The organism is Okeania hirsuta, from assembly GCF_003838195.1.
Taxonomy (GTDB): Bacteria; Cyanobacteriota; Cyanobacteriia; order Cyanobacteriales; family Microcoleaceae; genus Okeania; species Okeania hirsuta.
The window spans coordinates 1-15,676 of record NZ_RCBY01000092.1 but is presented as its reverse complement, the minus strand read 5'-3'; the positions used below and the strand labels follow the sequence as shown (position 1 = coordinate 15,676).

Sequence of the window (15,676 nt, the reverse complement as noted above, 5' to 3'; positions counted from 1 at the left end):
GCCTCCCCTCCCCTTTTAAGCTATCCCTTATAAGGAACTCCTGAAAACCTTGTGGGAAGCAGGGGAGTAGGGGAGCAGGGAGCAGGGGAGAAAGGAGAAAGAATCATAGTAGATAGGAAAAATTACTTAAGTTATCAAAATAATGTACTTTTGAATACACTTTTTCTCTGACAAAAACCTTTTAAAGACTCGTACATAACTTGTCTATTCTGTCAATTTTTATGTTAAGAAAGATGTTTATAAAGCCTCCCCTTTTAAGGGGATAATAAAGAAAAATTTTCATGATTAGTCAATCCTCTTCTTTTCAAGGAGAGGTAATTGTTAATTATTAATTATTAATTATTAATTGTTGAATACTCCCTATTCCCAGTTAAACTTCATACCTAAATATGCTTCAAGTTTTTGATTATAGGGTTGAAAATAACTACTTAGACTCTGGTGAATTGATTGAGGAAGAGTAGGATAAGAACCAGAATTTAATTTCTGATAATTTTTGAGTTGATGTTTGGGTAAATCTAGAAAGTTAAAAACTTTTTCCATGATACTTGCTGGGTTTTGATAAAAGTCTTCGCTTCTTAAAATCAGGAATTGTTTTCTGGGAAAAATAGCCATCCATTTTTTGATAAATTCTACATAAACTCCATAACTTATATAGTAAGAGATATGATTCCAGTAAGCTTGCTCAAGAGTAGATTCAGACATTTGATGAAGTCTCTCTAACTGGGAATATATTGCTTCTGATAAAGATTTATTTTCCATCTTCGATCTGACTTCGTGATAATAGTGAGAAATTGCTCTATCTACTGGGTTTCGCAAAATTATAATCAACTTTATTTTGGGGAAAATACTAAATAGTCGTGTCGGGGTCTGCCAACTATTAATATAGGTAGGAGTTGCTTCTCCTGTTAAAAATTTTGTTGCTTTTGGAATGGGAGGAAAATGAGCTAAGTACCAATTTATTCCTTTGTCAAAATGTCTCGACCAAAAATATATTTCTTTTTTAATGGCAGGTAAAATTTGAGGATGTTGAGTGAGATAATTGTATAGAGAAGTAGTGCCACTTTTGCCAGTGCCAATAATTATAAAGTTAGGATTTGTTACTTGTTCTTGATGCCAATATTTTTTCACGAAATTGGGATGAGATTTTAAAGTTTGCTCGTAACAAGCAGTACGATACGAGGCGACTGCTGCGTCAATTTTACCTTGCTCGCTGAGAACTTCTCCCAGGTTTAAGTGAGATAAAACGGAGTGTGGTTTATTGTGAATAATTTGATGGTAAAAACTGACTACTTCATCAAGCTTATCGGACTGTTTTAAGTAATTCCAGAAACGATTATAAGACCAGTTAATTTCTGGGTTTAACTTGATGGCTTTGAGGAAAGCTAGACTTGCTTGTTCCAATTCTTCTTGTCGAGTCAGAGTTATGGCTAAATCATAGTAATATTTAGAAGATTTTGGGTTTTGTTCGATAGCTCTACGATATCTTTCTACTTCTAGTTTTAACTCTAATTTTTTCTCTAAAGCTTTCTGAAGTTGATTTGTAATTTCTTGGTCATTTACTTCCAGTTGCAGAGCCATATTATAAATAATGACTGCCCCTTTATATTGCTCTTTTTTGCTGAGGGAATTTCCTAAATATAGATATAATTCTGAATTTTGCGGCAAATGAAGCACTAATTTAGAATTAATTATCTCTGACCGATGGTTTTGAAGCGCAGAACAATAATAGTTAATTTTATCTTCTAAACTACTTTGAGATATTTGTGCTAATGCTTCTCCTAGTGTCTGATATATCCAAGGCATATTTTTTTCCATATTTAAGGCAGTCAAAAAGGTGAATATTGCTTGATTCCACCTTTTTAATTTCATTAAAATTTCCCCGATATTGTTATAAGACCAAGGTACATCTGGTTTTAATTTTATAGCTTCTATATAACTATCAACTGCTGCCTCTAATTTTCCTTGTTTTTGTAGAATATCCGCTAATTTATGATAATTTTCTCTTTGATTTGGTTGAAGTTGGATTAAGGTTTCATAACAAGCGATCGCTTCTGAATAAATCTCAATTTTTCTGTTTTTTTCTATTTCAGCTAGCTTAACTAATGCTGCTGCTAATTTATTGTAAGGCAAATAAGAGTTAGGGTTAATTTTAACAATTTGACGGTAGACTGCTATTGCTTCTGACCATCTTTCAAGTTTGACTAAAGCTTCGCCTAAATTATAGTAAGCCACATCTATATTAGGTTCTATTTCTATAGTTCGGCGATAAGCTGTTACTGCTTCTAACCATTTTGATAATTGCATTAAAGCATCCCCTAAATTTTTGTGGGGTAAATATAAATCTGGCTTTAATTCAATAGCAATACGATAAACTTTGACAGCTTCTTCCCATTTTTCTAGCTGCATAAAAGCTGTGCCTAATTTTTGATAAGACCAAGGAAAATCTGGATTTAGTTCAATAAATCTGTTGTAGGCAATGACAGCTTCATCCCATTTTTCTAATTGGAGGAATACTTCTCCTAATTTATGGAAAGACCAGGGAAATTTTGGATTTAATTCTGTAGCTTTTTGATATGCAATGACAGCTTCATCCCATTTTTCTAATTCTAGGAATGCTTCCCCTAATTTATGGAAAGACCAGGGAAATTTTGGATTTAATTCTGTAGCTTTTTGATATGCAATGACAGCTTCATCCCATTTTTCTAATTCTAGGAATGCTTCTCCTAATTTATGATGAATTTCTGCTTGGTTTGGGTTTAACTGAATTGCTCGCTCGTAACTCTCAATTGCAGCTTGCCATTGTTGTTGTTGGGTAAATAAATTACCTAAATTAATATGAGCTTCTACTAAGTTAGAATTTATGGTGATTGCTTGTTGATAATTTTGTTTTGCTAGGTCTAATTTTTCCATTGCTTGTAAAACTTTTCCCAGAGTATTATAGACAGGAGAAAAATTTGATTGTATCTCTATTACTTGGTTACATAAATGGTGTGATGTTTCTAATTCTCCTCGTTCTAGATATAATTCTGCCTGTTGATATAAACCCAGTGCAATTTTTTTTGTATTCATTTTATTTATAGATACTTTCTAAATTTATGCTAACTCTAGAATTTTTAATACCCGTTTAATATTAACAATAATATCTGGTCTCCACTGAGTTTTATAAGTGGTAGTGTAAACTGTTTGCGAAGTATTCCGTAGGAAATGCTTACCTTTGAAATTGCCAATATTGCCTAAATTAATTCAACTTCTGCAAACTTCATCATTTTTTTTAACCTTGTCAAATTTACAATAATATCTGGTTTCCAAGGAATTTTACCTGAATTATCATCTTCAAAATTTTCACCTATTAAGTAATAGTGTGACAACCTACATAAATTGCTAATTTCCCAGTAAAAATTAGTAATATACTTTGGAGAAAAAATCTCAATCACTTTTGTTCCTGGACTACAAAATACGAGGTTTGTCAGTCCACCTCCATGAGGTGCTACTATCACTTTTGCAGCTACCATATATAATGCTTGTTCTGCAATAGACATTGATTCTAGGGAAAGACTAATAAAACCAAATTTTTCTAACAAATTAACTACTTCTTCTTCATTAAGAACTCGTCGCCATGATGCAAACTTTCGACTTATATATATTCGTTCTGGCTTACTAGATGATTTTATGATAGTTTGTGATTTGATAAATAAACTTCGCAAAAACTCACAACCCCATTTGCTGACTCTCAGATTTCCTTTCTGAGATTTATAGGAAGAAGGTACAACTAATTTCTGAGCTTTTATATGAGGAAAAAATCGGCTTTCTATGATTTGAGATTGTTTAATTCCCAGAGCAGCAATGGTTTCTATTTGAAACTTTTTATCACATCTGGTAAAGACAAATTTATCTATTATTAGGTTAGTTCGACGCAGCAAATCTATCCGTGTAACTACATCAAACATCCAGTGGAAATACATGAATCCTCCCCACTTTGCTGATAAAAATGCCACTGTACCATCTATATAATTAATCGGAGGTAATTCCTCAGAAGATATAATCACTTCAGAACAACCTGTAGAAACATCTCTTACCAACTTATTGTCTGAAGTAATAACTGCACTTGTTGCTAAATCAATACTACCTCTACCTTCGGGAATTACTACTACAAAAGCTTCCGCTGAGTTGGCTTTTTTATCTAGGAAATAATGATGTTTTTTTTGCTCTATTGTTTGAGATGATAACAGATTAAATTGAGTACTTGAATAGATTTTTATCCGAGTAATATTTTTTTGTGCAGACTCAGAAGTAATTTCCCAATCTTCTGTTAAATTTAAAAACTTTCTTAGCCAATTATGCGGTAATTTTTGGTTAGTTTTCCAGAGGTGAGCTTCTTTGTGGCGGTCTTGTTTTTTGAGAATAAATTCTATTTTTTTATGAACATCGTAATAGTCTGGTCTAATTTTTAGAGCTTGAATTAAACATGGTATAGCTTCTGATAAATTCTCTAGTTGAAGATAAACATTTCCTAATGCTGCATAGTGCCAACAAGATTTGGGATTAATTTCTATGGCTTTTTGATAATTATAAATTGCTTCATCTAATAATCCTTTTTCTTGTAAAGCGTCTGCTAATCTTCTGTGAAATAAATGATTATTTGCTTCTAACTCTATAGCATGACGGTAAGCAATTATTGCTTCATCCCACTTGGTTAATTTCCTTAGTGTTTCTCCTAAGTTGTAATATGACCAAGATAAATTGGGATTAATGTTTATGGCTGTTTTATAACTAGAAATTGCTTCATATAATAATCCTTTTTCTTGTAAAGCGTCTGCTAATCTTCTGTGAAATAAATGGTTATTTGCTTCTAATTCTATCGCACGACGATAAATAATAATTGCTTCATCCCATTCTTGAAGTTTTACTAGCCTTTGTCCTATATCGTGGAGCCATTTTATATTATTTGGTTCAGTTTCTAGTAAGCTTCGGTAATAATCTATAGCTAGATCGTGTGGTTCCAATTTTGATAAATTATCTCCTAATCTCTGATAAAACCAAGTTAAGGCGGGATTAATTTCTATGACTCGTTTACAACTAGAAATAGCTCTGTCTAAGTTTCCTTTTTGTTGCTGAATTTCTACTAATTTACGGTGAACTTCCCAAACATCAAATTTGATGTCTATTACTTTCTGATAATATTTTTCTGCTGATTCTAATTCTCCTTTTTCTTGGAGAATATCTGCCAATTTTTTGTAAGACCAAGGAAAATTTTGATTAATTTCTATAGAGAGGTGGAAACTACTAATAGCTGCATCTAACTCTCCTATTTCTTGAAATATTTTTCCTAGTTTATGGTGAGCTACCCACAAATTAGGTTGAATTTGAATTGATCTTTGATAATAATTTATTGCTTCAGTTAACTCTCCTTGTTTAGCAACAGCGTCGCCTAAATTTTGATAGGCATTTGCCAAAGATGGATTTAATTTTATGGCTTTTTGGAAATTAGCGATCGCTGATTCTATTTCCTCATTTTCTAGCCAACTTTTTCCCTGTTTTAAATATTCTGAGGCTTGAGGATATTGAGCTTCTAAACTTAATGCTTGTTCCTGACAATCTCTGGCTAATTCTATTTTTCCTATTTGTTGCCAGATTTTTCCTAAGTTCCGATAAAAACCTGGTAAATTTGGTTTGATGCTGATGGCTTCTTGGTAAGATTTTATTGCTAATTGCCATTGTTTTTCTTGGGCATATAAGCTGCCCAAATTTGCATGAACTTCTGCCCATTCTGGCTGTTGACTTATTGCTTTGAGATACCATTCTTTTGCTTTGTCTATTTCACCAATTTTGTGAAAAATATTTCCCAATGTTTTATAGATGCCTAGAAAATCTGGCACTATTTCTAATACTTGATTACAAGCTAATATTGCCTCTTCTAATTTTCCTTGAGTTAAATATAATTCTGCTTTTTGAGATAAATTTATTAGATTTATTTTTTTGTTCATTTTGAGCTTAGTCATACTAAATTACTTTGTAAGTATTCAACTATTAGCGGTCAGTTATTCCTGCGGAATACGCTAGCATTCAGCTTTTTAAAATGAAGCAAGCATTCGTTTAACTTATACTACATTCCCAACGAGAGATTCGTACTCTGAAGCTTTAATAAAATTGCTTTTTTCTCCTTTAAAGGTAATTAAGCTGAAGTCCCCAGTTCCGACCTTATTAGACTAGCTAATAGCTGACTGCTGAGTGCTGTTTGCTTAGATTACTTTTGCTAATTCCATGATTTCTAATAGCTGTTTTAAATTGACAATTATATCTGGTGTCCATAACTATTATTAGAGGGAATAGGGAATAGAAGATAAATAAGTATAGGTCTACCTCATTAGGTTGAGAAACATTATATTATCGGAGATGTCTAATAACATCGGCTATTTCCAAATTAATTTTCATTGTTTCCAAACATGATTTTAAAGAGTTGCTCAAATCCCCGTTACAAAAATAACCTCTGACTTCTAACTTCTGACTTCTGACTTGGTTAAAATTATTCCACAAACTTCAAAATCAATAACTATAATGTCCCAAACTTTTATAGCTCCAAAAGTAAGTGTAATTATCCCAGTATATAACTGCGAACTTTACATCGCCCAAGCAATTGAAAGTGTATTTAAACAAACCTATACTAACTATGAAATTATTGTAATAGACGACGGTTCCACAGATAATACCCGTCAAGTATTACAACCATACATGACAAAAATTCGCTATTTTTATCAAGAGAATCAAGGATTATCTGCAACTCGTAACCGTGGCATTAAATTGGCAAAAGGAGAATTAATTGCCCTCCTAGATGCTGACGATTTATTTCTCTCTTATAAACTTAAAGAACAAGTTGCTATTTTTGATGCTCAACCAAATATTGGTTTAGTACAAAGTGGGTGGCGAGTTGTGGATGAAAAAGGAGAAAAAATTCAAGATATTGAACCTTGGCATAAATCTCCAGAATTAGATTTAGTAAGTTGGTTAAAATGGAAAACTACTAATCCGAGTGGGATGATGTTTCGCAAAGAATGGTTAGAAAGAGTGGGTGGGTTTAATGAAAAATTACGCAGATTAGAAGATTTTGATATTGTAATTCGATTAGCTTTAGCAGGTTGTCAATCTACTTGGTTTCCTAAAGTAGCTGTATGTTATCGTCAACATAGCAGTAATATGACGCGAAATTTACTTGCTCAAACAGCAGTAGAAGAAAAAATTTTAGATGAACTTTTTTCTAACCCCAATCTTCCCCCAAAAATTCAACAATTAGAAAAGGAGTTACGCTACGGTTCTCTAATTTGGAATTGTTGGTGTTTATATAAATTTGCCTACTTCGCTGAAATGGCTGATTATTTATATAAATCTTTAAAATTTTCCTCTTTTTCTGTTCTTAAAACTATCTGTAATTGGCTCTATTATTTTCAATATTATGCTGCTCTAGAAAACTATGATTTTAATTCTGTATTTTTCCATCAATTACCAGAATGGCAAAAATTAATCACTAAAGTTATCCCTAATGGTTTACCGTTGGTTAGTGTTGTAATTCCTACCTACAATAATGCTGATTATATTCTTATAGCCATTAAAAGTATCCTGACTCAAACTTATACTATTTATGAGATTATTGTTATTGATGATGGTTCTACCGATAATACTTATCAAGTTTTGGAACCCTACCTAAATCAAATTAAATATGTATATCAAGAAAATCAAGGACAATCAAAAGCGCGGAATCATGGCATAGAAATAGCTCAAGGAAAATATATTGCTTTTCTGGATGCCGATGACTTTTTTCTACCCGAAAAATTAGCCGAACAAATAGGATGTTTTGCAGAAGACTCTACTTTAACTATGGTGCAAAGTGGTTGGAGATTTGTTGATGAAAAAGGTCATACTATTAAAGATGTAAAACCTTGGGAAAATGGTGCAGAATTAGACTTAGAAAATTGGTTAATCTGGCAAGCAACTTTGCCTAGTGCAATGATGTTTAAAAGTGAGTGGTTAAAGCTGAATGGAGGATTCGACCCGCGATATATTCCAGAGGATTTAGAAATAGTTTTACGATTAGCTTTAACTGGGGAAAAAGCTACTTGGTTACAGAGAGTTTGTGTTTGTTATCGACAGCATAATAGTAGTGTTTCTGGATTAGAAAATCGACAAAAAATTACTCAAGAATTGGAAAAATTATTAGATGATTTTTTTAGCAAATCTAATTTACCTACCCCAATACGTCAAATAGAAAATCAAGTAAAATATCGCTCCCTACTTTGGAATTCTTGGCGCTTATATCAGGGGGGTAACTTTTCCGAAATGACTGCTTATTTGCAAAAATCTTTAACTTATACTTCCGCCTCTACTACAGAAGCAATTTCGACTTGGATAGAATTATTTACCAAACTTGCTCGCCAAGAAGGAAATCAATTTAATGCCTATAATTTTAGTCAATTACCAGAGTGGAAAAAATTAATTAGTAATATTTTTAATCCAGTAATACCGAGAGTAAGTGTAATTATTGCCACTTACAATAATGCCCACTATATATTAGAAGCGATCGCTAGTGTTTTTAATCAGACTTATACCTCTTATGAAATAATCGTAATTGATGATGGTTCTACGGATAATACCCGCGAAGTTTTAGAACCTTATTTAGATAAAATTCGCTATGTTTATCAAGAGAATAAAGGAGTATCCCACGCCCGAAATTTAGGTTTAGAAATGGCAGGGGGAGAATTTATTGCTTTTCTAGATGCTGATGACTTTTTTCTACCAGATAAACTGGCAAAACAGGTAGCTATTTTTGATACCCGCCCTTCTCTTGGTATTGTGCATAGTGGGTGGCGTTTAGTTAATGAAAAAGGGGAGAAAATTTCCGATATAGAATTATGGCATGGTTCCCTAGAATTAGATTTAGAAACTTGGGTAGTTTGGAAACCTGTAACTATTTCTATGATGTTTCGTCGGAGTTGGATAAAAAGTGCAGGAGGTTTTGATACTCGTTGGCATCATGGAGAAGATATTGATTTAGTATTGCGTTTATCTGTAAATGGTTGTGAGGCAGTTTGGTTGCCAAAAGTTACTTATTGTTATCGTCAACATCACCGGAATGCTACTAGAAAATCTACTCACCAAGCTGTTAGTATGATGTCTGTTTTAGATGATTTTTTTAGCAGACCAAATTTATCAGTATCTATTCGTAAATTAGAGGGAAAATCTCGTTATTATACTTTGAGTTGGTTAGCATGGCAGGCACATCGAAATGAGAATTTAGTTGAGATGAGTAAATATCTACGACAAGCTGTAAAATATACTCCTTTATCTATGACAGAAACTATTTATCATTGGATTGATAGTTTTAATAGTCTTTATCAACAATATGGTTATGAATTTGATGCTTATGCTTTAACAAATTCGGATGTTTGGCAACAGTTAATGTCAGATATTTTTGTGAAATAAGAAGGAAGGAGGAAGAGGGAAGAGGGAAGAAGAAAAAAGTAACAAGGAAAAAGAAAGGTTGATTATTTATATTCCGTTATTTTTGTGAAATAAGAAGGAAGGAGGAAGAGGGAAGAGGGAAGAAGAAAGAAGTAACAAGGAAAAAGAAAGGTTGATTATTTATATTCCGTTATTTTTGTGAAATAAGAAGGAAGGAGGAAGGAGGAAGATTGATTATTTGCATTCCGTTATTTTTATCAAGGAAGAAGGAGGAAGGTTGATTATTGATATTCCGTTATTAGCGTCAAATCAAGGACAACATAGGTTGACAACAGTTATCAAACTATTCATGGCTAGCGATCGCTATTGCTAGTAATTAGTGTATTATCTAAGCTTAACAGGTAATTTGTCTGTCAGTTTATAATAACTTATAACGACAAAATGTTTGACAAAGCGTCAAATCAAGGACAAAATAAGTTGACAACAATTATCAAAGCATTCAGATTAGGGAGTAATTTCTCTGGCTTAAATAAACCCCTTAAAGGCAAAAAGCATAAAGATGTTAACTTGTAGAAAATGAGCTAGATATTTTTTTTCAATAGATAATGCTTTTTTTCCTAAACTTTGATATTATGACTTATCTGTATCACTTAAAATAAACTTAGCTCAATTTCACTAAATGGAAGATTTAATTTTTTCTGTTGCCTTTGATGAAACAAGATATGAAGTCGGATTAGCTCCAATATCTATTGTAAGTGATGATTTCGACGAGGTAGGAGCTAAGTTTTGTCCCAAGATTGTTCTGCCCAAATCTTGACCAAAATCATAAATTTTTGAACCATTACCACTTAAAACCTCGCACTTTTTGATACTTAAAAAGGCTAAAACCTTTATATATGAATACTTTTAGATTTAATCAGCAAGCTCCAAATAGACATCTCCAATAATAAAAGATAAAATTCAATTATCGCACATAAATGATCAATTCTTTTTCCCTACTCCCTAATCTCTATTTTCTGGAGATGTCTAGTAGCTTTGATAGATATCAAATGGGTTTTATATAATATTACTAGCTTTATATAAATGATGATCTTAACTCTACAATAAAGTAATTATCGTTCTCTATTCTATCTAATTCCTTTCAATTCGGTAATATGCAATTATTAATATTAGCATCACTAAAATTAGTACCACTTAAATTAGCGTCACTGAAATTAACACCATCGAGATTTGCACTGCTAAGATTTGCACGACTGAGGTTAGCTCCAATCAGGTTAGCATCTTTGAGATTAGCATGACTGAGGTTGGCATAACTCAGGTTAACGCCACTCAGGTCGATACCATCCAAGTCCACACCCCACAAGTCAGCTCCCATCAAGTTAGCACCACTAAGATTGACATCACTTAGATAGGTATGCCAAAGGTGGGCACGATTAAGGTCACTGCCACTGAGGTTAGCACCCTTGAGATTAGCACCACTAAGATTCACACCACCCAAGTTAGCATTGCTAATATTGGCATTTTCTAGGTTGGCATCCCACAAATCTGCTACTCGTAGACTAGCACCACAGAGATTAGCGTTGCTCAGGTTGGCACGATTGAGATCGACACGATTTAGTTGAGCATTACTGAGGTCATTACCTTGTAAGTTTCTTCCTTCTATTTTGTGATTAACAATGTCCCAAACTATATACCATTTTTGGTCAAGTCTAGTTGTTTCACTGAGTTTTACACCCTTAAGTTCAGCCCAACTAAGATCGACATTTTTCAGGTGAGCATGACTAAGGTCAGCATTGCTAAGATCGACTCCCTTAAGAATAGCACCTGTTAAATTAGCATTACGAAGATTGGCATGACGGAGTTTAGCATTAGTGAGATTAACATTGGTGAGATTAGCTGTACTCAGATCGACTTGGTTCATTTTAGCCCTATTAAGTTGAGCATTGCAGAATTTAGCAGCACTCAGATGAGCATTTGTCAGGTCAGCGTTACTAAGGTTAGCGTTACTAAGGTCAGCAGCACTGAGGTTGGCACTACTGAAGTTGGTATCTCTCAAGTCTGCATCATTGAGGTCAGCAGCAGTAAGGTTGGCACCGCTCATTTCAGCATAGTTGAGTTGAGCTGACATTAGATTAGCTACACTCAAGTTAGCCTTCTCTAAATAAGCTCCAACTAGGTTAGATCCTTTCAAGTTAGCGTTACAAAGATTGACTTTTCTGAGATTTGAGTGACTGTAGTAGTTGCTATCAATATTTTGTATTTGGCAATAGAGAACATTGCGGTCGCACATCCCAAAATTAGCTCCTTCTAGGTTAGCACTCCGGAGGTTAATATTGCTGAGGTCAACACCTCGAAGATCGGATCGACTGAGGTTGACTCCTTTGAGATGGTTATTTGTAGGTTGTTGGTTAACAATTTGCCAGACCAAATGCCATTTAGAGTCTATTTTTGTCAAATCATTTATTTTTGTTTCTCGGAGGTTAACGTAGTTAAGATTAGCACCACTGAGATTGGCATTACTTAGGTCGGCACCACTGAGATTGGCATTACTGAGGTTAGCATCACTCAAATTTACACCAGTTAAATTAGTATTACTACAGTCAGTATTCTTGAGATTAATACTTATAAGTTTAGCCGCACTAAAGTTACTTCCACTGAGGTTAGAATTACTCAAATTCACTCTTCTAAGTTGAGCGCCACTGAAGTTAGAATTACTCAAATTTACACGTTCAAGGTTGATGCCAATTAGATTAATATTTCTGAAGTCTTTACCAATAGCTTGCTGATTAACTATTTCCCAGATTAATAACCATTTACAATCAAGTTTTGTTTCTTTATTTAATTTAGTACCTCTGAGATTTGTATCTCTAAGTTTACTACCTCTTAAGTCTGCATAACTAAGATTTGCATTAGTTAAGTTAGCATTATTTAGGTTAGCAAGACTTATATCTGCACCACTAAGGTTTACATTAGTGAAATTAGCATTAGTTAGGTTAACACCCCTGAGTTTGGCAAGGCTAAGATTAGCATTTTCAAGATTAGTGTTTTTGAGGTTAGCATCCTTCAGGTTAGCACCTCTTAAGTTAGCTTCTTTGAGGTTAGCATCTCTAAGATTAATACTACTTAGATCGGCATCTTTTAAATAGGCAAAACTGAAATTTATACCTTGTAGGTCTAAACCATTAAGGTTTGCTCCCCTCATGTTAGCTCGGATAAAATTCCGTTTTCCAGTAGTGTATAACTCTAGTAGTTTAGATATATCCCAAGTATATTGGGACAATGCCAATTTAGCTTTAGGTTGTTGTTGTTCTAGGAGTATTGAATATGCGACCCATTGCACTTCTGCTGACCGATCCTGCAAGGCCATGAGTAACAAATCTAGTCCTAAATCTCCGTATTTGAGAGTTTCAGAAACTGCTGCTATTCTCAATTGTACTTCACCATATAGTAAACATTCTTTGACTGCTTCAATGTTATTGAGAATAGGGGTGGTAGATAGGGAAGATGATGTGACTAAGGTAGTATCCAGTGGAGGGATTTGATTCAAGTCGTTACTCATTTTTCTGGGCTTGATATATATATGCAATAACTTTACCTGAAAATAAAAATTTTGACATATTTGGTGAGTAGTTCTTCGAGGCTCACTTACTTTCTCTACTTTTGGAATCCTCTCAATAAATATTGATAAATTTATCTAAAATTAAATGGTACAATTATAGTTTTATCTTTAATAAATTTGACTTTAGCAGTATAGTTTTATTTTAAGAGTATTTGATTTTGACAAATTGGAGAGAATTTCATGATTTTTCAATTAACTATTTAAGTATTTAATGAAGTTCTAAATAATTGATGCTAAACAAGATTAGTAGATAGAGTACAATGTAAATTATGGGTAAGCATTTCCTGCGGACTGCTGCGCAAACAGCTATTAGCGGTCAGCGCTTCCCTACGGGATGCTACGCAAACAGCAATGAAAATGAACCTAAATAGCTCAAGTTAGCTGATGCCTTTGCTTTTTCCCAGACTTTTAATTCTTGCTCAAACTCAATCCTAATCTCTACTCCAAATGCAATAAACTAGGAACGCTGAGAGCTGAGAGCTGAGAGCTAACACCTGAATGCTGACAATTATGGAATGGATTCAATTACTGTATTTTATCTAAGTAAAACAGTAAAAATAATATAAGTTACAAAAAAAAGAGGAGAAATAATATAATATTGGTTATACATTTATTCTTTTTGAATTTAATTGATAGTTAAGTAAAATATTTACCAGTTAGGATAATAAAAAATATGATAACTAAAACTTTACCCCTAGTAAAAGACTCAAAAAAATTAGAAAATCGCCTCAAAGAAATTCCCCAAACTCCGGGAGTTTATTTAATGCACGATAGTAGCGATCGCCTTCTTTATATTGGTAAATCAAAAAAGCTGAGAAATCGAGTCCGCTCCTATTTTCGAGAAAGCAAAAACCACAGTCATCGTATTAGTTTAATGGTACAACAAGTGGTGGAAATTGAATTTATTGTCACAGATACAGAAGCAGAAGCTTTAGCATTAGAAGCTAATCTTGTTAAACAGCATCAACCATATTTTAATGTCTTACTCAAAGATGATAAAAAATATCCATATTTATGTATAACTTGGTCAGAAAATTACCCCAGAGTTTTTATTACTAGAAAACGACGATTAGGTAAAGCTCAAGACCGTTATTACGGTCCTTATGTAGATACCAGACTTTTAAGAAATACCCTACATTTAGTCAAACAAATTTTTCCTCTACGTCAACGACCAAAACCTTTATTTAAAGACCGCCCTTGTCTGAATTATGATATTGGTCACTGTCCGGGAGTTTGTCAGGAATTAATAACACCAGATGAATATCATAAAATTGTGCAAAAAGTCGCAATGGTTTTTCAAGGCAGAACAGGAGAATTAATTGATATATTGAATACTCAAATGGCAAAAGAAGCAGAGGCTTTAAATTTTGAAAAAGCGGCAGCTATTCGTGACCAAATTAGAGGTTTAGATTCTCTAAATGCCGACCAAAAAGTTTCTTTGCCAGACGATCGAGTTTCCAGAGATGCAATAGCATTAGCTGGTAATGACAAATTTGCTTGCGTTCAATTATTCCAAATTCGAGCAGGTAAATTAGTCAGTAGATTAGGATTTATTGCTGAAACACCTAATTTAGTAACTCAAGAAAGTAAGGAATTAGGAGCAATTTTACAACGGGTTTTAGAATCACATTATCAAACAGTAGAATCTGTAGAAATTCCTGTAGAAATTATTGTGCAACATGAGTTACTAGAAAGTGAATTTTTGACAAGTTGGCTAACAGAAAAAAAAGGTAAAAAAGTAGAAATTTTCGTACCTCAACGCCAGGGAAAAGCAGAATTAATAGAAATGGTAAAAAAGAACGCTGAATATGAGTTAGCACGGTTAAATAAAATGAGCGATCGTAACACTAAAGCAATGACTGACTTGGCAGAAATATTAGATATGCCAGAATTACCCCACCGTATTGAAGGTTATGATATTTCTCACATTCAAGGTTCAGATGCGGTGGCATCGCGGGTCGTTTTTATTGACGGTTTGCCAGCAAAACAACATTATCGACACTACAAAATTCAAAACCCAGAAGTGCAGTCTGGTCATTCTGATGATTTTGCTAGTATGGCAGAAGTAATTCAAAGACGGTTTCGCAATTATGAAAAACAACCAACTACAGAGAAACCAGACTTAATAATGATAGATGGTGGAAAGGGGCAACTTTCGGCAGTAATGACAGTGATGCAAGAAATGGAGTTATTAGAAGAAGTGCGGGTGGTGAGTTTAGCAAAGCAACGGGAGGAAATTTTTCTACCAGGGGAGTCGCTACCATTAACAACTAATGCGGAACAACCAGGAGTACAGTTATTGCGGAGGTTGAGAGATGAAGCGCATCGGTTTGCCGTGAGTTTCCATAGAAATAAAAGAAGTCAAAGAATGAAGCGATCGCGCCTAGATGAGATTCCTGGTTTGGGACATCATCGGCAAAAATTGTTATTGGGACATTTTCATTCTGTTGATTATATTCGGATGGCAACAGTGCAGCAGTTGGCAGAGGTATCAGGAGTCGGACCAAAGTTGGCGCAGCAAATTTATGATTATTTTCATCCTTCTTAGAATCAGGAGTCAGGAGTCAGGAGTCAGGAGTCAGGAGGGAAGAAAGGAGAAAAATCAAG

At 33.9% G+C, this 15,676-nt stretch carries 6 protein-coding genes; 3 read left to right on the top strand and 3 right to left on the bottom strand.

The genetic code is table 11. The features are described 5' to 3' along the window. Nucleotides 1-360: 360 nt before the first annotated feature. Nucleotides 361-3,069, bottom strand: a complete 2,709-nt coding sequence (locus D5R40_RS16440) for a tetratricopeptide repeat-containing sulfotransferase family protein (RefSeq protein ID WP_124154921.1) — start codon at nt 3,067-3,069, stop codon at nt 361-363. 164 nt (nt 3,070-3,233) lie between these two features. Then, nucleotides 3,234-5,984, bottom strand: a complete 2,751-nt coding sequence (locus D5R40_RS16435; RefSeq protein WP_205127659.1) for a tetratricopeptide repeat protein — start codon at nt 5,982-5,984, stop codon at nt 3,234-3,236. 571 nt (nt 5,985-6,555) lie between these two features. On the opposite strand from D5R40_RS16435, the gene D5R40_RS39690 reads away from it, so the two are divergent. Continuing rightward, nucleotides 6,556-9,471 carry a glycosyltransferase family 2 protein gene (locus D5R40_RS39690; protein WP_240041603.1) on the top strand — a complete coding sequence of 972 codons (2,916 nt, stop codon included), beginning with the start codon at nt 6,556-6,558 and terminating at the stop codon, nt 9,469-9,471. A gap of 217 nt (nt 9,472-9,688) precedes the next feature. After that, nucleotides 9,689-9,823, top strand: coding sequence for a hypothetical protein (locus tag D5R40_RS41115; RefSeq protein WP_275670333.1), 135 nt, complete (start codon nt 9,689-9,691; stop codon nt 9,821-9,823). A 768-nt stretch (nt 9,824-10,591) separates the two neighbouring features. On the opposite strand, the gene D5R40_RS16415 is transcribed toward D5R40_RS41115, so the two are convergent. After that, entirely contained in the window at nt 10,592-13,009 is a 2,418-nt protein-coding gene (locus tag D5R40_RS16415; RefSeq protein WP_124154919.1) for a pentapeptide repeat-containing protein, read from the bottom strand. Nucleotides 13,010-13,742: 733 nt separating this feature from the next. Between D5R40_RS16415 and uvrC the strand changes: the two genes are divergently transcribed. Further along, on the top strand, nt 13,743-15,617 hold the full coding sequence (gene uvrC, locus D5R40_RS16410) for an excinuclease ABC subunit UvrC (RefSeq protein ID WP_124154918.1): 1,875 nt from the start codon (nt 13,743-13,745) through the stop codon (nt 15,615-15,617). Nucleotides 15,618-15,676: the final 59 nt, after the last annotated feature.

Coding starts and splice junctions, on each gene's coding strand:
- D5R40_RS16440 (WP_124154921.1), bottom strand. CDS start 3,069: ATGAATACAAAAAAAATTGCACTGGGTTTATATCAACAGGCAGAATTA.
- D5R40_RS16435 (WP_205127659.1), bottom strand. CDS start 5,984: ATGAACAAAAAAATAAATCTAATAAATTTATCTCAAAAAGCAGAATTA.
- D5R40_RS39690 (WP_240041603.1), top strand. CDS start 6,556: ATGTCCCAAACTTTTATAGCTCCAAAAGTAAGTGTAATTATCCCAGTA.
- D5R40_RS16415 (WP_124154919.1), bottom strand. CDS start 13,009: ATGAGTAACGACTTGAATCAAATCCCTCCACTGGATACTACCTTAGTC.
- uvrC (WP_124154918.1), top strand. CDS start 13,743: ATGATAACTAAAACTTTACCCCTAGTAAAAGACTCAAAAAAATTAGAA.